This window comes from Arthrobacter zhangbolii (genome assembly GCF_022869865.1).
GTDB classification, from domain to species: domain Bacteria; phylum Actinomycetota; class Actinomycetes; order Actinomycetales; family Micrococcaceae; genus Arthrobacter_B; species Arthrobacter_B zhangbolii.
Window position 1 is genome coordinate 202,167 of record NZ_CP094984.1, and the last position, 20,606, is coordinate 222,772.

10 protein-coding genes, 1 tRNA gene, 4 rRNA genes and 1 other RNA gene are annotated in these 20,606 nt (G+C 63.4%); 9 read left to right on the forward strand and 7 right to left on the reverse strand.

The window, feature by feature from the left end; translation table 11 throughout:
- Positions 1–118: 118 nt before the first annotated feature.
- Positions 119–589, reverse strand: coding sequence for a MarR family winged helix-turn-helix transcriptional regulator (locus tag MUK71_RS01060; RefSeq protein WP_227929701.1), 471 nt, complete (start codon positions 587–589; stop codon positions 119–121).
- A gap of 102 nt (positions 590–691) precedes the next feature.
- Here MUK71_RS01060 and MUK71_RS01065 point away from each other — a divergent pair, with 102 nt between their 5' ends.
- On the forward strand, positions 692–907 hold the full coding sequence (locus tag MUK71_RS01065) for a hypothetical protein (RefSeq protein ID WP_227905852.1): 216 nt from the start codon (positions 692–694) through the stop codon (positions 905–907).
- A 75-nt stretch (positions 908–982) separates the two neighbouring features.
- On the opposite strand, the gene MUK71_RS01070 is transcribed toward MUK71_RS01065, so the two are convergent.
- Positions 983–2,269, reverse strand: a complete 1,287-nt coding sequence (locus tag MUK71_RS01070; RefSeq protein WP_227905850.1) for an aspartate kinase — start codon at positions 2,267–2,269, stop codon at positions 983–985.
- Between the two features lie 230 nt (positions 2,270–2,499).
- On the opposite strand from MUK71_RS01070, the gene MUK71_RS01075 reads away from it, so the two are divergent.
- A complete protein-coding gene (locus MUK71_RS01075) occupies positions 2,500–3,441 on the forward strand; it encodes an ABC transporter ATP-binding protein (RefSeq protein ID WP_227929700.1) in 942 nt (313 codons plus the stop codon).
- Complete coding sequence (locus MUK71_RS01080) at positions 3,438–4,502, forward strand: ABC transporter permease (protein WP_227905844.1); 1,065 nt, start codon at positions 3,438–3,440, stop codon at positions 4,500–4,502. The genes MUK71_RS01075 and MUK71_RS01080 overlap by 4 nt, the downstream gene beginning before the upstream one ends.
- A 14-nt stretch (positions 4,503–4,516) precedes the next feature.
- Here MUK71_RS01080 and recR read toward each other — a convergent pair whose 3' ends face one another.
- The 3 genes from recR to ffs all read right to left on the reverse strand — a co-directional run bounded on the left by recR (position 4,517) and on the right by ffs (position 8,786).
- Positions 4,517–5,113 carry a recombination mediator RecR gene (gene recR / locus MUK71_RS01085; RefSeq protein WP_227905842.1) on the reverse strand — a complete coding sequence of 199 codons (597 nt, stop codon included), beginning with the start codon at positions 5,111–5,113 and terminating at the stop codon, positions 4,517–4,519.
- A gap of 128 nt (positions 5,114–5,241) precedes the next feature.
- Complete coding sequence (locus tag MUK71_RS01090) at positions 5,242–8,613, reverse strand: DNA polymerase III subunit gamma and tau (protein ID WP_227929699.1); 3,372 nt, start codon at positions 8,611–8,613, stop codon at positions 5,242–5,244.
- Between the two features lie 77 nt (positions 8,614–8,690).
- Positions 8,691–8,786, reverse strand: an RNA gene (gene ffs, locus MUK71_RS01095) — signal recognition particle sRNA small type.
- Between the two features lie 1,305 nt (positions 8,787–10,091).
- Here ffs and MUK71_RS01100 point away from each other — a divergent pair.
- The 6 genes from MUK71_RS01100 (at position 10,092) to MUK71_RS01125 (ending at position 17,178) form a co-directional block, all read left to right on the forward strand.
- Positions 10,092–11,620, forward strand: a 16S ribosomal RNA gene (locus MUK71_RS01100).
- Positions 11,621–12,159: 539 nt separating this feature from the next.
- Positions 12,160–15,293 (forward strand): 23S ribosomal RNA (locus MUK71_RS01105).
- Positions 15,294–15,522: 229 nt separating this feature from the next.
- Positions 15,523–15,639, forward strand: a 5S ribosomal RNA gene (gene rrf / locus MUK71_RS01110).
- 412 nt (positions 15,640–16,051) lie between these two features.
- Positions 16,052–16,168: ribosomal RNA gene (rrf, locus tag MUK71_RS01115) — 5S ribosomal RNA — on the forward strand.
- Together the 16S, 23S and 5S rRNA genes form the textbook arrangement of a ribosomal RNA operon.
- 196 nt (positions 16,169–16,364) lie before the next feature.
- Complete coding sequence (locus MUK71_RS01120) at positions 16,365–17,012, forward strand: TMEM175 family protein (RefSeq protein ID WP_227904626.1); 648 nt, start codon at positions 16,365–16,367, stop codon at positions 17,010–17,012.
- 78 nt (positions 17,013–17,090) lie between these two features.
- A tRNA-Ser gene (locus MUK71_RS01125) sits at positions 17,091–17,178 on the forward strand.
- A 57-nt stretch (positions 17,179–17,235) separates the two neighbouring features.
- Here MUK71_RS01125 and MUK71_RS01130 read toward each other — a convergent pair.
- Positions 17,236–19,713: an ABC transporter permease gene (locus MUK71_RS01130; RefSeq protein ID WP_227929242.1), complete on the reverse strand. Its 2,478-nt coding sequence runs from the start codon at positions 19,711–19,713 to the stop codon at positions 17,236–17,238.
- Positions 19,714–19,715: 2 nt separating this feature from the next.
- Positions 19,716–20,471, reverse strand: a complete 756-nt coding sequence (locus tag MUK71_RS01135; protein ID WP_227904636.1) for an ABC transporter ATP-binding protein — start codon at positions 20,469–20,471, stop codon at positions 19,716–19,718.
- Positions 20,472–20,606 lie beyond the last annotated feature (135 nt).

Sequence of the window (20,606 nt, forward strand, 5' to 3'; positions counted from 1 at the left end):
AACCGACTTTTCCGCATGCCGGAAAATGTGGGTTGTATATATCACACATCAATTGTTACCGGTTTGTAGCCATTTTCAGACTATCGTTTCGAATATTTTGATAGGCGGAATTCTGCTGCTACGGGGCGGATGCCGGAGCGGCCTGCGCGGCGGAAATCAGCCGGTGCATGCTGCGGTTGAGCTCTTCGACCTCGGTGCGGTCCAGGCCCAGGCGATCCATCATGGTTCCGGGAACCTCCAGTGCCGCAGCACGCAGGGCCTGGCCGGCGTCCGTGAGCTTGACGGCGAGTGCCCGGTCATCGCCCGGCGCGCGGTCCCGGCTCACCAGGCCGGCGGCCTCCAGGCGTTTGAGCATGGGGGAGAGGGTGGCCGGTTCCATCAGGAGGGTCTCGCTCAGGTCGCGGACCCGGCGCGGGCTCTCTTCCCAGAGTGCGAGCATCAGCAGGTACTGGGGGTGGGTCAGCCCAAGACGCTCCAGTACCGGCTTGTAGGCACCCACCACGGAGCGGGAGGCGACCGAGAGCGCGAAGCAAAGCTGGCGCTCGAGCAGCAGGTCATCTTCTGCGGAAGGAGCTGTATTGATTGCCATGACGCGCCCCTTTGGGTAGGCAGGTGGGTGGTGAAACAGATAGTTAGTGCACTAATTATTAGCGTACTATAGAGCCAGAATCCCGTCGGAGAGGTAAGCAGCATGGTTGAGAAGGAAAGCTTCGTATCCCGATTTATGCGGGCCACGGGCAAGGTGCGGCTGATTTTCGGGCCCGCGCAGCAGGGTTCCCTGGACCATCCGATGACTGAGGAAAACAAGGCGCTGCTCAAGTCACAGCAGGAGCAGGAAAAGGCCATGTGGGAAACCGTCACCCGGGCCGACGGCAGCAGCTACATCGTCTCCCGCAAGCCGGAATAGCGGACAACAGCACCGTATGCCAGAACGGAAAGAGGCCGGCACCCTTGGGTGCCGGCCTCTTTCTCTGATGTCTGCTTAGCGCCCGGTGCCGCCGTAGACAGTAGCCTCGTCGTCGCCGTCGAGCCCGAACGCCGCGTGCACCGCACGCACTGCCGTGTCCAGCAGCTTGGCGCTGGTCACCACGGAGATGCGGATCTCGGAGGTGGAGATCATGTCGATGTTCACCCCGGCATTATGCAGCGCCTCGAAGAAGCGGTGCGAGACGCCGGGATTTGAACGCATGCCGGCACCGATCAGCGACAGCTTGCCAATCTGCTCGTTGTACTGGATGGCGTCAAAGCCGACCTGTTCCTTGGCGGCGTTGAGCGCGTCAATCGCCTCCTTGCCGTCAATGATCGGCAGCGTGAAGGAAATATCCGTGCGGCCGGACCCCTTGGTGGACACGTTCTGCACAATCATGTCGATGTTGGAGTTGGCCCCGGCCACAATGCCGAAAATCTCCGCGGCCTTGCCGGGGATGTCGGGAACACCCACCACGGTGACCTTGGCTTCGGAACGGTCATGGGCGACGCCGGAGATGATGGGCTGTTCCAAGGGTTCTCCCTCTTGAATCTTGATCTTGTCATCGGGGCTGGGCAGTACCCAGGTTCCCTCATGCTGGCTGAAGGACGAACGGACGTGCAGGGGCACGCCGAAGCGGCGGGCGTATTCCACGCAGCGCAGGTGCAGGATCTTCGCGCCGGAGGCCGCCATCTCGAGCATTTCCTCGCTGGAAATGGTGGCAATCTTCTGTGCGCTCGGGGCCACGCGCGGATCAGCCGTGTATACGCCGTCGACGTCCGTGTAGATCTCGCAGACGTCCGCCTCCAGGGCAGCGGCCAGGGCGACGGCGGTGGTGTCCGAGCCGCCCCGGCCCAGGGTGGTGATGTCGTGGCTCTCCTGGCTGACGCCCTGGAAGCCGGCCACGATGGCAATGTCACCCTTTTCAATGGCCGTTTTGATCCGGTGCGGGGAGACATCGATGATCCGGGCCTTGCCGTGGATGGCGTCGGTGATCATGCCGGCCTGGCTGCCGGTGAAGGACTGCGCGGAGCCGCCCAACTCGTTGATGGCCATGGCCAGCAGCGCCATGGAAATACGCTCGCCGGCGCTGAGCAGCATGTCCATTTCCCGCGCGTTGCTCAGCGAAGTGATCTGTCCGGCCAGGTCCAGCAGCTCGTCCGTGCTGTCACCCATGGCGGAAACCACCACCACAACTTCGTTTCCGGCAGCGTGCGTGTCCACCACGCGCTTGGCGACGCGCTTGATGCCTTCGGCGTCCGCCACGGAGGACCCGCCGAATTTCTGCACTATCAGGCTCATGCGTACACTTTCCCAAATTTCGTTGTGGTTGCTGGTGCCCGGCATCTTCGGCGCGGCAGGATTGTTCCGGGTCTTTTCCCGGGAAACCGGACCGCGGGACCCACTGCGTCCGTCCAAAAAGTCTATAGCCGGTCTGCTGAAGTGCCGAAACAGAAGGGAAATATGCACTTAACGTCACGTTGTGGTGAGTCTGTCCCGCAAGCTGCAATCCGGCAACCTAGGCTGGCGCCATGGGGAAGAGAGCCGAGACAGGTACCGGCATAGTTGCCGAGGGCATCCAGCGCAGTTTCGGCAATGTGCAGGCGCTCCGGAACATGGACTTCACTGCGCCTGCGGGCGAAGTGACCGCCCTGATCGGCCCCAACGGCTCCGGCAAAACCACCCTGCTCCTCATCCTGGCGTCCCTGCTGGCCCCGGACAGCGGATCGGTGCGGATCAACGGGTTTGATCCGCTGACCCATCCCGCGGAGGTCCGTTCAGCGGTGGGCTGGATGCCGGACACACTGGGCACGTGGGAGGCGCTGACCTCCGCGGAAATCCTGGCCACCGTGGGCACCTTCTACGGGCTCACCCGCACCCATGCCGCGGCCCGTGCTGCCGAACTGCTGGAAACCGTCCACCTTGAAGACTTTGCCGACCAGCCGGCCCGAGTGCTCTCCCGCGGCCAGCAGCAGCGGCTGAGCCTGGCCCGGGCCCTGATCCACGATCCGTCAGTGCTGTTGCTGGATGAACCGGCGTCGGGCCTGGACCCGGGGTCGCGGGTGGACCTTCGGGTGCTGCTGCGCCGGCTGGCCGCAGAGGGCAAAACGGTGCTGGTCTCCTCGCACGTCCTGTCCGAGCTGGATGAAATGGCCGACCGTGCCGTGTTTGTTGCCCGCGGCGAGACCGTGAAGGCCCAGTCACTGTCCGACGCCGGCGCCCAGGCGCGCTGGTACACCATCCGTGCCCTGAACACGGGGTCCCTGCTGCGCCAAATCGATGAGCAGCGCATCGAGTACCGCCAACCCGGGGACCGGCACGGACCGCAGGTGCAGGTCCGGCTGGCCGGTGAGGACGCCGCGGCGGACCTGCTGCGCACCCTGGTACTGGCCGACGTCGCGGTCACGGCCTTCGCGCCGGCCGGCGGGGCACTGGAGGAAACCTACATGAGTCTGGACACCGATCGCCGATGAGCACGCAGAATCCCGGCACGGCCGCACCGTCCCTCGGCTATTGGAACGGGGTCCGGTCAGTCTTTTTCCTCGAGATCAAGCAGCGGGTGCGCTCACGGAGCTGGTATGTGCTGCTGACCGTCTGGTTCTTCGTGATCGGCCTGGTGGCCGTACTGACCGCACTGAACGCCGGGGCGGGGGAGGGCGGGCCGGTCCTCTTTGAACTGATGGTCGGTTTTGTCCTGTTCTTCGGTCTGCTGGTGGCGCCCGCGTTTTCCGCCAATGCCGTCAACGGGGACCGGGCTGCAGGAACCCTGGCCATCCTGCAGGTGACCCTGTTGCGGCCCGGGCAGATCCTTGCGGGGAAGTGGCTGGCGTCCTGGACGGCGTCGCTGGGGTTCCTGGTTGCCAGCATTCCCTTCCTGCTCTGGGCCCTGGCCCTGGGCGGGGTGCGCCCGCTCTCCGCCCTGGTGGCGGTGCTGATGCTGGCGGTGGAACTGGGGATGGTCTGCGCCATTGGGGTGGGTGTCTCCGTCCTGGCTTCCCGCCCGCTGTTCTCCATTGTGGTGACGTACATGCTCGTGGCACTGCTGGGTCTGGGCACACTGATCGGCTTCGGGCTCAGCGTCACGCTGACGGAGGGCACGGGCTCATCCAACAGTCCCCGGTATAACTACGAGCTGTATTCGGGAGACCAGGACTTGGGCGAATACACCTGCGAGGGCCCGCTAACGCCAATATCCGTGGTCCACACCGAACGGGTTGCCTGGATGCTGTCCGCGAACCCGTTTGTCATTGTTGCCGATGCGATGCCCGCAGAATCAGCCGATGCTGAGCGGAACGGCTCCACCGGCGTCATGGAGGGCATCAGTTCCCTGGTCCGTTACGCGCAGGCGGGCCCCGCCTACTCCGTTCCCTGCTTCAACGGTGAGGAACAGCAAGCCGGTGCGCCCGACGTCCTGCCCATCTGGCCGCTGGGCCTGACGGTTCAGGCGGCCCTGGCAGCGCTGCTCCTGGCCCTCGGACGACGGCGGCTGGTCACGCCGGTACGCCGGCTGTCAGTGGGAACGCGGATCGCCTAGCCCCCGGCGGACCGCTAGGACATGTTCCGGCGGCCTTCGAAGGCGCGGCCAAGGGTGATTTCGTCGGCGTATTCCAGGTCGCCGCCCACCGGCAGCCCGGAGGCGAGGCGGGTGACCGTGATGCCCAGGGTTTTCAGCATGCGCATCAGATAGGTGGCGGTGGCTTCGCCTTCGAGGTTCGGGTCGGTGGCGATGATGATTTCCGAGATCTGTTCATCCGAGAGCCGGCTCAGCAGTTCACGGATGCGCAGCTGGTCCGGGCCGATGCCCGCAATCGGATTAATGGCGCCACCCAGCACGTGGTACCGGCCGCGGAAGGAGCGGGTACGTTCCACCGCGATGACATCCTTGGATTCCTCCACCACGCAGATCATGGTCGGATCCCGGCGCGGGTCGCGGCAGATGCTGCAGGTTTCCTGCTCCGTCACGTTCCCGCAGACGCTGCAGAACTTCACCCGGTCCTTCACGGTGACAATGGCGGTGGCCAGCTTCTTCATGTCGTCGGGATCGGACTCCAGGATGTGGAACGCGATGCGCTGGGCAGACTTCGGTCCTACGCCGGGAAGCCGGCCTAGTTCGTCGATAAGTTCCTGAACCGCACCTTCGTACACGTAACCTTCTCTGCTGGGTTGATCTGCGTTTGGAGCTCAGGTGAGCCTGTTGCCGGCGCCTGGCCGGTGAAGCGCTGCTGCGGGTGCTGCCGGCCGGCACCGGATGCGTGGGCTGACCGCCGCGACGGTCAGCGGCCGTCGAGGCTGCGTTCCTCGATGAGCCGTCCGCCCAGGATCCGCTCAATGGCCTTGCGGCCTACCAGTCCGGAATCCTCCAGCGTGATGTCATCAGCACTGGGAACGTCTTCAACGTAGGACGATTCTACTGGCCGGCTTCCACGCACGGGGGCGCCGCCACCGCGCTGGGCTGCTTCATTAAGCAGCTTCTGGTAGCGGCTGAGCGGCTGGTTCGGGTTGTTGCCCGCCGGTGCGGTAGGTGCTGCAGGGGCAGACGGCGCTGCCACGGACCCTCTGGCTCCTGCCGCTGATGCCGGTGAACCGGGAACCGCGGATCGCTGACCTGCCGCACCCAGTCCTCCCGCACCCTGTCCTCCCGCACCCTGACCTGCGGAGCCGTGAGCCGCTGTGCCCTGAGCCCCTGTGCCCTGAGCCGCTGTGCCCCGGGCATCCGGGGTCCCCTGCGGCGTGCCGCCGGGTACGGAAGCAGGACCGGACGCTGCCGGTGCGTTCTGTGCCGGTGCCGCGCCCGGCCGGGTGGTGGACCCGGTGCCGGCCCAGTTGGTGGTGGCCCACTCGGAGTCCGACAGGTGGCCGCCGGAGTACACGTCAGTCGGCGCTTCCGCGGTTTCCCAGGCGTTGCTTTCAGGCGCGTCGTTAAACGGATCGGAGGGCTCGTCCGGCCATGGCGCGTCGGGCGGCCCGTCGGTGCCGGTGCCGCGGGAGGGGCGTCCGCCGCTGCGGCCGGAGCCGGACCCTGCCGGGCCGGAACCGGCGGGGGCACCGCCAGAGCGGCGGCGAAGTGCTGCGGACGCCGCATTCGCAGTCGCGCCGTTCGCGGGACCTGCTTGCGGCGGTGCGCCGTTCGCCGGTGCTCCAGCAGGGGTGCCCGCCGTAGTGGTGCCCGCAGCGGCTATCGGCCATGCGGCGCCGCTGGTATCGCCTGCCGCAGGAGAAGCTTTCCGCGCCGTGTCATTCGGCCCGGCTGTACTGGCCGGGGTGGCGGAATCCGGGGTAGCAGCAACGGGTGCTGTAACGTCTGTCCGCGCTGTTGCGCCCTGTGCCGCAGGCCGAGTCGCGGGGTTATCCCACGCCGGCCCTGCCGGCGCGCTCTGGTCCGAACGAGCCTGGTCCGGCCGAGCCTGGCCCGGATTGTTCTGGAAAGCAGGTGCGGATGCGGAAGCTCCGCGCACTGCTGAATCAGCTGCCGAGGTTCCACCGGCCGGGGGAGCCGTGGGAGCCGAGGGAGCCATCGGAGCCGGTGCAGCCGGGGCTACTGGCGCGGTGGCAGCAGCCGGGGCTTGTGCTGCCGGTGCGGATGCCGGCGCGCGCCGGCTATCGGCTTTTGGGCCCGACTCACCCGCTGACGCCGAGCTGTCATGGATCGGATTGATCTGGCAGTCCAGCGCCAGGACCTGGTGGATGGCCTTACGCAGGTTCTCCAAATGGTCTGGGCGGTTGAAGTTGGTTGCAGCGCCGGGGTTGGTAAACGCCAGTTCGAGGACTTTCCCGTCGAAAGCCCGAGGGCTGGAGTTCTTGCTGACGTTCAGCCAGGTGGCGCGGCGGATGCTGGTCAGGGCATCCATGATTTCCGGCCAGGCGCGGCGGATCATCTCAATCTGACCGCCGCCGCCACCGGCAGCAGATGCCGGCTGGCGTGCAGCCTGTGCCTGCGCGGGAAACTGGCCCTGCTGTGCTGCCGGCTGGTGCGGAGCTGTTGCTGGCGGCGTCTGTTGTCCGGGAGCCTGCTGCGCCGGGCTGTGCTGTCCAGGAGCCCGCTGCCCCTGGCTCTGCTGTCCCGGGCCCTGCTGCCCCGGGCCCTGCGGTGAGGCGCTGTTGGGATCGGCGCCGGAGCGAGGTGATTCCGGCTGGGCGGGTGCAGCCTGGGACGCTGCAGTCGGGGAAGCAGATGCGGCCGGGGATTCCACCGGAGTGGACCAGGTGCCGCCCCAGTCCAGGGAGCTGCCGGAGGACTGGCTTCCGGAGGACTGGCTTCCGGAGGACACCGCAGAGCTGTCGTCGCTCCGGTTTGCCGATGCCCGCGATTCGCTGCCGGGGGCCGGAGTGGCTGCAACATCAGTTCCCCGCGGGGCTGAGGGCGCCTCGTCCACAGCCGGAGCAGGGGAAGCGGCCTGGGACGCCGTGGGCGCCGCCGCGGGGACTGTGTTTACCGGTGAAGCTGCGGCTGCGGCGCGGCCCATGGCTTCGGTGGGATCACCGGCGTAGCTGAGCCGCCGTTCAAGGCGGTCCACCCGGGCAGCGGTGCCGCGCTCGGTCTGGTCAGCCGCCGGCAGCAGGATGCGGGCGCAAAGCAGTTCTAGATGCAGGCGCGGAGAAGTCGCACCGGTCATTTCCGTGAGTGCGGTATTGGTGATGTCGGCAGCACGGGAGAGCTCGCTGCCACCCATTTGTGCAGCTTGGCTCTGCATCCGGTTGATCTGGTCTTCCGGCATGCCGCGGAGTACAGCGGCGGCGCTGTCCGGCATGGCGTTGACAATGATCAGGTCGCGGAAGCGTTCAAGCAGGTCCTCCACGAACCGGCGGGGGTCCTGGCCGGTCTGGATAACCCGGTCCACGGCACGGAAAACGGTGGCCGAATCCGCGGCTGCGACGGCGTCCACCACGTCGTCGAGCAGCGATACAGGTGTGTAGCCCAGCAGTGACACGGCGAGCTCGTAGTCCAGGCCTTCGGGGCCGGCTCCCGCCATGAGCTGGTCCAGCACGGAAAGGGTGTCACGGACGGACCCGCCTCCGGCGCGGATAACCAGGGAGAGAACGCCGGGAGCCACGCTGACGTTCTCCTGTGCGCAGAGCTTTTCCAGGTAGGCCAGCAGGGGCTCCGGCGGAACCAGCCGGAAGGGGTAATGGTGCGTACGGGAGCGGATGGTCCCGATGACCTTGTCCGGTTCCGTGGTGGCAAAGATGAACTTGATGTGTTCCGGCGGTTCTTCAACGATCTTCAGGAGCGCATTGAATCCGGCGGACGTGACCATGTGGGCCTCGTCAATGATGAAGATCTTGTAGCGGTCCCGGACGGGTGCAAAGGTGGCCCGCTCCCGCAGGTCACGGGCGTCGTCGACGCCGCCGTGGCTTGCCGCGTCAATCTCAATGACATCCAGGCTGCCGGATCCGTCCCTGGCAAGTTCGACACAGCTGTCGCATTCGCCGCAAGGGACGGGGGTGGGGCCCTGGGCGCAGTTCAGGCAGCGCGCCAGGATGCGTGCGGAGGTGGTTTTACCGCAGCCGCGGGGTCCGGAGAAGAGATACGCATGATTGACGCGGTTCTTTTGCAGGGCCGCCATCAGCGGCTCCGTTACATGCTCCTGGCCAATCACATCCGCGAAGCTTTCGGGACGGTAGCGGCGGTAAAGGGCTGTACTCACAGATAGAAGCCTATCGGTTGGCACTGACGGTTTTCACTCCGGCTCCCGGCGCGGTGACGAAGCATTCTCCGGGGAAAATTAAAGACCCCCCATGCACCTGCCAGAGCCCGCTTACCCTTGCTACCTTCCGGTCCTGGGGGAGTTCACAGGATGACACCACATGAGGGGCCGCGAACAAGTCTACCCGAAATTTCCCGAGCTTTGGTCTGGGGTGCCGGGGGCCCGCTCCCGGGCCGCTTTGGCGGACCTCCCCATGGGAAGGCGCGCCAGGTGCTGCCGCCCGGATCTCGGCGGAAGCCCTCACATCTGCGGGACTACTACACCGGGGCAACGGTATACATACGGGTCTACACATACGGGGCAGCACATACAGGGCGACGGTTGCCGTAGGGCCGGCAGCTATAGAGGTGTCCCCTATCTGTCCCCTATATGTCGCCCGCACACAGGGCACCCGTAGGTAGGGGACAGTCAGGGTCTGGGCACCCCGTCTGCCGGGGGCACCCCTATAAGGCGGAACATTCGGATTCGGCATTCGGGCGAGCGGCCTTATAGGAGTGGCAAGTGGCACCTATAAGGAGTCGCACTTATAACGAGCCGCACCTATAAGGAGTCAGGAACGGGGGCGGATTGCCTGCCGCTGCCAGGTTGCCCCGACACCGGTGGGGTCCTGCCCCGTCAGTGTCGGCGGCAGTGCATTGGAGGCGGTCCTGCCGTGTAGAGAGGGCAGCCCTATAGGTGGTTCTTCCTTATGGCGGGCTCAGCCCTATAAGGAGTGCCGGGGAAATGGATATGGGGCGCCGGAACGGAGAGGCCCGGACAGTCCCGTCAGCGGAGGGTGTGCCCGGGCGACCCGTGGCGGGGGATTCAAGGGTTCAGCCATGCTTCGATCGCGCGGACGGACCTCGAACATGCCGGGCCGAATGCCTCGTGACGGCGCACAAGCCGGCACCTGGAATGGGGCAAAAAGAGAGTGTCCGGGGTCACCCCGGATCCGAGTTGCACGTGGGCTCGAACCTGTGTAAAGTCTTCTAAGTCGCCGCGGCAGGGACGCTGAAAAAGCGCCCGAGCATGGCGGCCAAACCCCTTCGAAAATCAGAGTCCAACTCCCGTGCCCTTCACCGGGCCGGCGGAAAAGACTCCGGTTCACGCTGGGTCCGGAACGGCGGTACAAACGCTTTTCACGGGATTCCGACAGGAAAACCGCGAATTGCAAATAGCGCCGGAATGGAATAAGATAATAAAACATTGCAGCGAAGAAGAAAAGGAAAACATTGTTTTCCCGAGTATTTTCGGATTGCGTCTGTTGTTTGAGAACTCAATAGTGTGCCAAGTTTATTGATACCAATTTATTTTGATTGGTTGAATCGACCGTGTCCGCCCACCCCGTGGGTATGGAACGGTTTTTTTAGCCGGTTTCGAATTTAGTGCAGTGCCTGGCGGCCAATTTTCCTTGGCCCCGGCATTGTGTCTGTAAAACATTTACGGAGAGTTTGATCCTGGCTCAGGATGAACGCTGGCGGCGTGCTTAACACATGCAAGTCGAACGATGACTTCTGTGCTTGCACAGAATGATTAGTGGCGAACGGGTGAGTAACACGTGAGTAACCTGCCCTTGACTTCGGGATAAGCCTGGGAAACCGGGTCTAATACCGGATACGACCTCCTGGCGCATGCCATGGGGGTGGAAAGCTTTATGCGGTTTTGGATGGACTCGCGGCCTATCAGCTTGTTGGTTGGGGTAATGGCCCACCAAGGCGACGACGGGTAGCCGGCCTGAGAGGGTGACCGGCCACACTGGGACTGAGACACGGCCCAGACTCCTACGGGAGGCAGCAGTGGGGAATATTGCACAATGGGCGAAAGCCTGATGCAGCGACGCCGCGTGAGGGACGAATGCCTTCGGGTTGTAAACCTCTTTCAGCAGGGAAGAAGCGAAAGTGACGGTACCTGCAGAAGAAGCGCCGGCTAACTACGTGCCAGCAGCCGCGGTAATACGTAGGGCGCAAGCGTTATCCGGAATTATTGGGCGTAAAGAGCTCGTAGGCGGTTTGTCGCGTCTGCTGTGAAAGCCCGGGGCTCAACCCCGGGTCTGCAGTGGGTACGGGCAGACTAGAGTGATGTAGGGGAGACTGGAATTCCTGGTGTAGCGGTGAAATGCGCAGATATCAGGAGGAACACCGATGGCGAAGGCAGGTCTCTGGGCATTAACTGACGCTGAGGAGCGAAAGCATGGGGAGCGAACAGGATTAGATACCCTGGTAGTCCATGCCGTAAACGTTGGGCACTAGGTGTGGGGGACATTCCACGTTTTCCGCGCCGTAGCTAACGCATTAAGTGCCCCGCCTGGGGAGTACGGCCGCAAGGCTAAAACTCAAAGGAATTGACGGGGGCCCGCACAAGCGGCGGAGCATGCGGATTAATTCGATGCAACGCGAAGAACCTTACCAAGGCTTGACATGAACCGGAAAGACCTGGAAACAGGTCCCCCACTTGTGGCCGGTTTACAGGTGGTGCATGGTTGTCGTCAGCTCGTGTCGTGAGATGTTGGGTTAAGTCCCGCAACGAGCGCAACCCTCGTTCTATGTTGCCAGCGCGTTATGGCGGGGACTCATAGGAGACTGCCGGGGTCAACTCGGAGGAAGGTGGGGACGACGTCAAATCATCATGCCCCTTATGTCTTGGGCTTCACGCATGCTACAATGGCCGGTACAAAGGGTTGCGATACTGTGAGGTGGAGCTAATCCCAAAAAGCCGGTCTCAGTTCGGATTGAGGTCTGCAACTCGACCTCATGAAGTTGGAGTCGCTAGTAATCGCAGATCAGCAACGCTGCGGTGAATACGTTCCCGGGCCTTGTACACACCGCCCGTCAAGTCACGAAAGTTGGTAACACCCGAAGCCGGTGGCCTAACCCCTTGTGGGAGGGAGCCGTCGAAGGTGGGACCGGCGATTGGGACTAAGTCGTAACAAGGTAGCCGTACCGGAAGGTGCGGCTGGATCACCTCCTTTCTAAGGAGCACCTCAGGACGGTATGTCCGGCCACAGCGTCGGATGTGTCTCCTGCAGGAGATGCCCATATCGGAGACATCTGTTCTCCGGTGGGTGCTCAAGGGTGGAATATCAATGGATAGGCGCCGGCGTGATGCCCGGATCGGTGAGTACGGTCTTCCCCTTGGGGGAGTCCTGGAAAGCGTTGGTTCGGGCGGGTATGCCGGTTGACCGTTTGGCACACTGTTGGGTCCTGAGACAACAGGACCGTGGGTAATGATCCGGGCTTTGCGGCCGGGGTGGTTGTTCATGGTTGTGGTTTGTTTCTGTTTGTTCCTGCGCATGCCGGATACATCACGGGTTTCGCCTCTTTGCGGGGGTGCCGGGTGTGGATGGGTGTGACGGGGTTGTTGTTTGAGAACTACATAGTGGACGCGAGCATCTTAAAAATTATTAAGTGCAATTTCAGAAAAACCTGGTAGATCCCGGTGCCGCCTTTGGGTGGTGGCGGGGTGTGACCGTGGTTTTCTCGATAGCGATAATTAATTATTGATCTTTGTGGTCAAGTTTTTAAGGGCACACGGTGGATGCCTTGGCATCAGGAGCCGAAGAAGGACGTAGGAATCTGCGATAAGCCTGGGGGAGTTGATAACCGAACTTTGATCCCAGGATGTCCGAATGGGGAAACCCCGCCCGGCGCGCGAGTGACCGGGTGACCCGCATCTGAACACATAGGGTGCGTGGAGGGAACGTGGGGAAGTGAAACATCTCAGTACCCACAGGAAGAGAAAACAACAGTGATTCCGTTAGTAGTGGCGAGCGAACGCGGAAGAGGCTAAACCAGTGGTGTGTGATAGCCGGCGGGCGTTGCATCACTGGGGTTGCGGGACTTTCCGTACCGATTCTGCCGGATCGGTGAAGTGAGTGCAGATGCATAGGTGAACTGGTTTGAAAGCCAGGCCGTAGAGGGTGTTAGCCCCGTAACCGGAATGTATGCTGCCGCTTGGAGAGGATCCCAAGTAGCACGGGGCCCGAGAAATCCCGTGCGAATCTGCCAGGACCACCTGGTAAGCCTAAATACTCCCTGATGACCGATAGCGGACAAGTACCGTGAGGGAAAGGTGAAAAGTACCCCGGGAGGGGAGTGAAATAGTACCTGAAACCGTGTGCCTACAAACCGTTGGAGCAGCCTTGTAGCTGTGACAGCGTGCCTTTTGAAGAATGAGCCTGCGAGTTAGTGTTACGTCGCGAGGTTAACCCGTGTGGGGAAGCCGTAGCGAAAGCGAGTCTGAATAGGGCGTTGCAGTGGCGTGATCTAGACCCGAAGCGGAGTGATCTACCCATGGCCAGGTTGAAGCGACGGTAAGACGTCGTGGAGGACCGAACCCACTTCAGTTGAAAATGGAGGGGATGAGCTGTGGGTAGGGGTGAAAGGCCAATCAAACTCCGTGATAGCTGGTTCTCCCCGAAATGCATTTAGGTGCAGCGTTGCGTGTTTCTTACCGGAGGTAGAGCTACTGGATGGCTAATGGGCCCTACAAGGTTACTGACGTCAGCCAAACTCCGAATGCCGGTAAGTGAGAGCGCAGCAGTGAGACTGTGGGGGATAAGCTTCATAGTCGAGAGGGAAACAGCCCAGACCACCAACTAAGGCCCCTAAGCGTGTGCTAAGTGGGAAAGGATGTGGAGTTGCCCAGACAACCAGGAGGTTGGCTTAGAAGCAGCCACCCTTGAAAGAGTGCGTAATAGCTCACTGGTCAAGTGATTCCGCGCCGACAATGTAGCGGGGCTCAAGTACACCGCCGAAGTTGTGGCATTCAGATATAGATAAGCCTTCGTGGTTCAGTCGTCTGGATGGGTAGGGGAGCGTCGTGTGGGCAGTGAAGCTGCGGTGTAAACCAGTGGTGGAGCCTACACGAGTGAGAATGCAGGCATGAGTAGCGAAAGACGGGTGAGAAACCCGTCCGCCGAATGATCAAGGGTTCCAGGGTCAAGCTAATCTGCCCTGGGTAAGTCGGGACCTAAGGCGAGGCCGACAGGCGTAGTCGATGGACAACGGGTTGATATTCCCGTACCGGCGAAGAACCGCCCATACCAAGCAGGGGACACTAACCGTCCGGAGCCTGCCCGAGCATCCTTGTGGTGTGAGGGTTTTGGCCGAGCACGGGACCTGATCCTGGGAGGTAAGCGTATTAACAGGTGTGACGCAGGAAGGTAGCCGGGCCAGGCGATGGTTGACCTGGTCTAAGGATGTAGGGTCCGTGATAGGTAAATCCGTCACGGTGTCTTTGATGACGATCCTGAGATCCGACGGGACCCCCTCACGGGGGGATCCGGTGATCCTATGCTGCCTAGAAAAGCATCGGCGCGAGGTTCCAGCCGCCCGTACCCCAAACCGACACAGGTGATCAGGTAGAGAATACTAAGGCGATCGAGAGAATTATGGTTAAGGAACTCGGCAAAATGCCCCCGTAACTTCGGGAGAAGGGGGGCCCCAACCTTGATGGACACTTGCTGTCCGGAGGGGATCGGGGCCGCAGAGACCAGGGGGAAGCGACTGTTTACTAAAAACACAGGTCCGTGCGAAGTCGCAAGACGATGTATACGGACTGACTCCTGCCCGGTGCTGGAAGGTTAAGAGGACCGGTTAGCCCTTACGGGCGAAGCTGGGAATTTAAGCCCCAGTAAACGGCGGTGGTAACTATAACCATCCTAAGGTAGCGAAATTCCTTGTCGGGTAAGTTCCGACCTGCACGAATGGAGTAACGACTTCCCCGCTGTCTCAACCATAAACTCGGCGAAATTGCAGTACGAGTAAAGATGCTCGTTACGCGCAGCAGGACGGAAAGACCCCGAGACCTTTACTATAGTTTGGTATTGGTGTTCGGTGTGGCTTGTGTAGGATAGGTGGGAGACTGTGAGACCCGGACGCCAGTTCGGGTGGAGTCATCGTTGAAATACCACTCTGGTCATACTGGATATCTAACTTCGGCCCGTAATCCGGGTCAGGGACAGTGCCTGATGGGTAGTTTAACTGGGGCGGTTGCCTCCTAAAGAGTAACGGAGGCGCCCAAAGGTTCCCTCAGCCTGGTTGGCAATCAGGTGGCGAGTGTAAGTGCACAAGGGAGCTTGACTGTGAGAGAGACATCTCGAGCAGGGACGAAAGTCGGGACTAGTGATCCGGCGGTACATTGTGGAATGGCCGTCGCTCAACGGATAAAAGGTACCTCGGGGATAACAGGCTGATCTTGCCCAAGAGTCCATATCGACGGCATGGTTTGGCACCTCGATGTCGGCTCGTCGCATCCTGGGGCTGGAGTAGGTCCCAAGGGTTGGGCTGTTCGCCCATTAAAGCGGTACGCGAGCTGGGTTTAGAACGTCGTGAGACAGTTCGGTCCCTATCCGCTGCGCGCGCAGGAAATTTGAGAAGGGCTGTCCTTAGTACGAGAGGACCGGGACGGACGAACCTCTGGTGTGTCAGTTGTACTGCCAAGTGCACCGCTGATTAGCTACGTTCGGATGGGATAACCGCTGAAAGCATCTAAGCGGGAAGCCCGCTTCGAGATGAGATTTCCATACACCTTGTGTGTGAGAGGCCCCCAGCCAGACCACTGGGTTGATAGGCCGGATGTGGAAGCGGGGACTAAAGACCCGGGAAGCTGACCGGTACTAATAGGCCGATAACTTACACCACACCAACATCTGGGGAAACACGACTTCAAACGGTTTCCCAACGTACAGGGTGTTGTTGATCATGCTGCTTGCGTCCACTATGTGGTTCCCGGATAACAACCCTGGTTGTTGTTGGCCGTGGAACAAAAAAGTTGAATATCACTTCGTCTAAGGACGTTCGTGACCCATTGTTTTCCCCTCTGCACACCCGGTTTTTTGGCCGGTGGTTGTGCGGGTGCGGGTAGTAGGGTTACGGCGGTCATAGCGTGGGGGAAACGCCCGGTCCCATTCCGAACCCGGAAGCTAAGACCCACAGCGCCGATGGTACTGCATCCGGGAGGATGTGGGAGAGTAGGTCACCGCCGGACAAATTGTGAAGGGTGAGGCCCGTACCAGTGTTGGTACGGGCCTCACCTGTTTAACCCGTCGTTAGTCTTCCGGCGGCCTGGGCCGGCTGCGCCGGACGGTTGGACGGCCTGGTTCCCCGCCGGGCACGGCCGGCAGAGGAGCAGGTGGGCAAAATCATGCTGCGCCGTCATCCGGCCCCGACCCAGGGTCCCCCTTGGCTCTGACCCCGGTCCGCCCCTGGACCGGTCCGCCCTGCCCCCGATCCGCCCTGGACCCGGTCCGCTCTGACCCCTGCCGCCAGGAGCCCGCCGGGGACACCAAAAGTAATGGTCAAAGGTGACTCAAAGACGCGGTAGACTTGTAGAGCAGAAACCCGAAAGGGCAGCCTGTAACCGAAGATTTCCCGCCGCGAAAGCGGTCCGGGGCAAGGGTTACGGCGGTCATAGCGTGGGGGAAACGCCCGGTCCCATTCCGAACCCGGAAGCTAAGACCCACAGCGCCGATGGTACTGCATCCGGGAGGATGTGGGAGAGTAGGTCACCGCCGGACATCTGTTGAAGATAAGGATCCGCACAAGGACGTGCGGGTCCTTATCTGTTTAAGCGTCTTGTGAGGCCGTACCCGGTATTCCGCGGCCCAGCAAGACAATCCGCGGAACAGTAAAAGCACAGTAAAAGCCGTAGGCCCGTGCCCGTTGCCGCCCGTCCCCGTGACCTGTGCCCGGCCGCCGGGGCACGATGGTCCGGTGGCCGAAGCGAACATGAACAGGCACTTTGCCCGGCGGGTCAATTCCGGGCCAGATCTGGAGCGCACCATGTTCTTCAGTGATGCCGTGTTCGCCATCGCCATGACGCTGCTGGCCGTGGACATCAAGGTTCCCCAGGTTCCACCGGATCAACTGGGGGCCGCCGTCGCCGAGCAGTTGCCGGAGTTCGGCGCGTATGCCCTGTCCTTTGTGGTCACTGCCGCCTACTGGCTCAGCCACCACCGCCTCTTTCGCCTGCTCAAGGGCTTCACCGGCCGGCTGCAGCAGCTGAACCTGCTGCTCCTGCTGTTTGTTGCCCTGCTGGGGTACGCCACGGACATGCTGGCCTTCTACGGAGACCAGGTGCTCGGCGTCGTGATTTATGCGGCGGCGCTGGGGCTGATCGGCACCGTCAACAGTGCGCTCTGGTGGTATTGCAGCCGCGAGCACATGTTCCTGGATGACGTTGACCCCCGCCTTCCGGCCTACGCGCAGGTCCGCGCCCCGGTGACGCCCGCCGTGTTCCTGGCCTCCATCCCGGTGGCTTTCCTCTGGGGTCCACAGGCGGCGACCCTGTCCTGGCTGGCAATTCTTCTGATCAATGCCGTGCTCCGTTACCTGGGCAGCAAACAGGCCGCGCCGGGCTGACCGGCAGGCTGGGACGCCGATTCGTTGGATTGGCACTGCGTCGGGTAGTCTTATATCTGCTTCTTACGGAGCAAGCCTGGAGGATTCGCCTAGCGGCCTATGGCGCACGCCTGGAACGCGTGTTGGGTTAACGCCCTCGGGGGTTCAAATCCCCCATCCTCCGCCAAAAAGAAACACCCCGGTCCTTTGGGCCGGGGTGTTTCTTTGTCTACGGGGTAGGCCCTCAGCGCTGTTTCTCCTCCCGCAGGGCAGCCCGGGTAGCCACGGAGACCGAGCCGAACCCGATCACCGCCGCGGCACCGGCCAGGCCCAGATACACCCACGGCTGGATGGTGGGCAGCGGTATCCCTGAGACGTTCACTGCGATGCCCATCAGTGGCGGGATGGCCAGGGCGGTGCCGAGAACGACGGCGGCCACCACCAGCAGCAGCGATTCCGCACCGGTCATCCGGCGCAGCTGCCGGTCCGATGCTCCGAGGGAGCGCAGCAGCATCAGTTCCGGCCGGCGCCGTGCGGTGGCCATCACCAGTGAATTCACCACGGACAGGCCCACATAACCCAGCAGCACCAGCATCGCGATGATGTTCACCCAGGATTCCGCCTGCCGTTCCGCGGCCCCGGCAGCACCGGCGGCATCCCGGTCCGCGGCGGTCAGGCCGAGCCCTGCCAGCTGATCAGCCAGGTCACTGCCTGCTGCTCCGTCAGCGGCGTTCACCAGCAGGTAGTCATTCAGCCCGGCGGTGGTGTGCTGCAGCAGGGTGTCATTGGCAACGGTGACGTCGCCGAACCCCAGTCCCCGCTGATAGGTGGCCACAACGACGGCGGACGTTTCGGTCCCGTCTCCGTAATGGAAGGCGAACTCTTCACCCAGGCCGACGCCGGATTCCCGCGCCAGGTTCACGCTCAATGCCACGGTTTCGGGCTCGGCCAGCCGGTCCAGGGATCCTTCGATGACATCCAGGTCCAGGGTGGCGCCCAGATCCTGCGGGTCCACGCCCTGGATGCCGTACGCCTCCATCCCGTCCTCGGTACCGAGGAACCGCAGGTCGGCCAGCACCGCTGAGTGGGCCACCGGGGTGGCGGTGTCTACTGCCGGCAGGCCGGCAACGTCTGCTGCCAGCTCGGCGGAGATGCCGGACGCCGGTGCGCTGACCATGTAGTCCGCCACCATGCCGTCCCGGGACTGGCGGTCCGCTTCCGACTCCACCGTGGTGGGCATAAACAGCTGCACCGAGCCCAGCGCGATGGCCAGGGCCAGCGGAATGATTCCGGAGGCCAGCCGGCGGGGGAACGCCGAGGCATTGGCTTCCGCCAGAGCCAGCGACGCCGAGGGGCTTCGGCCCAGCAGCGGCTTCACCAGCCGCAGTACACCGGCGACAATCCACGGCCCCAGCATGCCCGCGCCGATGATCAGCAACAGCACGCTGGACGCGGCCACCGCCAGTCCGGCGGTGCCGGGCAGCGCCGCGGGAAGCAGAGCGGCCACCAGCCCCGCCGCCACCAGCGACACACCGCCCAGCCGGCGGCCCCGGCCCAGCTGCGACTTCTCCGTCACGGCTTCACGCAGGGCCGTGGTGGGAGCCATGCGCACCGTGCCGCGGGCTGAAACCAGCGACGCGCCCACGGCGGCAGCCACACTGAGCACCACGGCGGCCAGCGCCGGGAGGGGACTGTAGGCCAAGGCGAAATCTTCCGGAATGATGCCGCCGGCAGTGAACTGCGCACCCAGCAGATACGCCAGCCCGAAGCCCTGTGCTGCCCCCAGCACCGCCGCCGCACCGGACACCAGCAGGACTTCGCGGATGATCATGCCCAGGGTCTGTCCGCTGCTGGCGCCCACGGCGCGCAGCATCGCGAACTCGCGGCGGCGGCCCAGGATGGACAGGGACAGGGTGCCGGCGGTGACAAACACGGCTGTCATCACGGCCACCCCGGCCAGAGACCCGCTGAGCAACAGCAGCATGGAACGGGCGGCGGATCCGCCCAGGTTCTCCACGTCCCCGCGGCGGTCACCGGTATAGGTGACGACGCCGTCCACCCGGTTTTCGATGTCGGCCGCCAGCTGCTCCGGATCCACGGAGGAATCGGCAATCACCCCCACGGTGGCAACCGACCCGGGATGCGGCCACAGGGCGTCCGCCCCGGCCGCGCTGAGGAATACTGCGGGGGTTGAGCCGGCGTCCTGCGCCGACGCAATACCGGACACGGTGTACTCGGACGGCACGCCGCCGTGCGAGAGCATCAGCCGCTCCCCGGGAGCCGCACCGAAGGAGCCGTCCACCACCACATCGGTGGCGGCACGGGGTGCCTCGCCGGCGGTCAGTTCATAGGGCGCCAGGGCCGCGGAGTCCCAGGCTGCGGCGGAGAGGCTGCGGCCGCCGTCGTCGGCCAGGGGAATACTGACGGTACCCACCGCTTGCCCGACCCCGGGGACGTCGGCGATCGCGGCGGCCACGTCTTCCGGCAGGAGCACCCGCTCGGAGAACGGGGCGTCCATGTCCTCGACCACGGGCAGGGACTGCGGGGCGCCCACCACCACGTCCGCGGCCTGCAGGCGCTGCGCGTCGGTACCGCCGCGCAGCCCGGATTCAATGAGAACACCCATGGCGGTGATCAGCGCCGCGCACAGGAACACGGCCACAAACACGCCGGCGAATCCGCCGCGGTGGTGCCGGATGGATTCTTTGGCAAAAGACCACATGGTTAGCGCTCCCCAAGGTAGGCGACGTGCTCGGTGACTTCATGAACGGTGGCGCCGCTGAGGCTGCCGTCCAGCTGCCCGTCGGCCAGGAACACCACGGTGTCCGCCGCGACGGCGGCCACCGGATCGTGGGTCACCATCACCACGGTCTGTCCCAGTTCCGAGACCGTGTGCCGCAGCAGGTCCAGGACCTGGCGGGCGGTCCCGGAGTCCAGGGCGCCGGTGGGCTCATCCGCGAAGACGGCGGCGGGCCGGGTGATCAGCGCCCGGGCGATGGCTGCCCGCTGCTGCTGCCCGCCGGAGAGCTCCTGCGGCTTCCGCTCGCCGAAGCCGCCCAGACCCACTGACTCCAGTACGTACTCCAGCCAGACGGCGTCGGTGGCGTGCCCGGCCAGCAGCAGGGGGAGGGTCACGTTGCGGGAGACCGTGAGCTGGGGCAGCAGGTTGTAGGCCTGGAAGACAAACCCCACGTGGTCCCGGCGGAACCGGGTCAGGGCCTTGCCGCGCAACCGGGAAATTTCGGTTTCGCCCAGCAGCACCCGGCCCTGATCCGGCGCGTCCAATCCGGCCGCGCACTGCAGCAGGGTGGATTTACCGGAACCGGAGGGGCCCATGATCGCGGTGAAGCTGCCCTGCGGAACGGCCAGGGACACATTGCGCAGGGCGGGTACGGCGGCGGGGCCGGAACCGTAGCTTTTGGAAACGCCCGCAAGCTGCAGGGCTGCGGGGGCGGAGAACTCGTCGGCATCGGTAAACATGCGGATCATCCTTTGAATCGGGCGGGCAGGTTGGCTGTCTTCGACGCTACGGATCGGGAAGAGCGGATCCGATACAGCCAAACGGCCGGTTGAGGGTATAGCTGGCTATACCGACATGGGCGGGCCGCTCCGGCA

Excerpts from the sequence above, each read along its gene's own strand:
- MUK71_RS01060 (WP_227929701.1), bottom strand. The coding sequence starts at position 589 with ATGGCAATCAATACAGCTCCTTCCGCAGAAGATGACCTGCTGCTCGAG.
- MUK71_RS01065 (WP_227905852.1), top strand. The coding sequence starts at position 692 with ATGGTTGAGAAGGAAAGCTTCGTATCCCGATTTATGCGGGCCACGGGC.
- MUK71_RS01070 (WP_227905850.1), bottom strand. The coding sequence starts at position 2,269 with ATGAGCCTGATAGTGCAGAAATTCGGCGGGTCCTCCGTGGCGGACGCC.
- MUK71_RS01075 (WP_227929700.1), top strand. The coding sequence starts at position 2,500 with ATGGGGAAGAGAGCCGAGACAGGTACCGGCATAGTTGCCGAGGGCATC.
- MUK71_RS01080 (WP_227905844.1), top strand. The coding sequence starts at position 3,438 with ATGAGCACGCAGAATCCCGGCACGGCCGCACCGTCCCTCGGCTATTGG.
- MUK71_RS01130 (WP_227929242.1), bottom strand. The coding sequence starts at position 19,713 with ATGTGGTCTTTTGCCAAAGAATCCATCCGGCACCACCGCGGCGGATTC.
- MUK71_RS01135 (WP_227904636.1), bottom strand. The coding sequence starts at position 20,471 with ATGTTTACCGATGCCGACGAGTTCTCCGCCCCCGCAGCCCTGCAGCTT.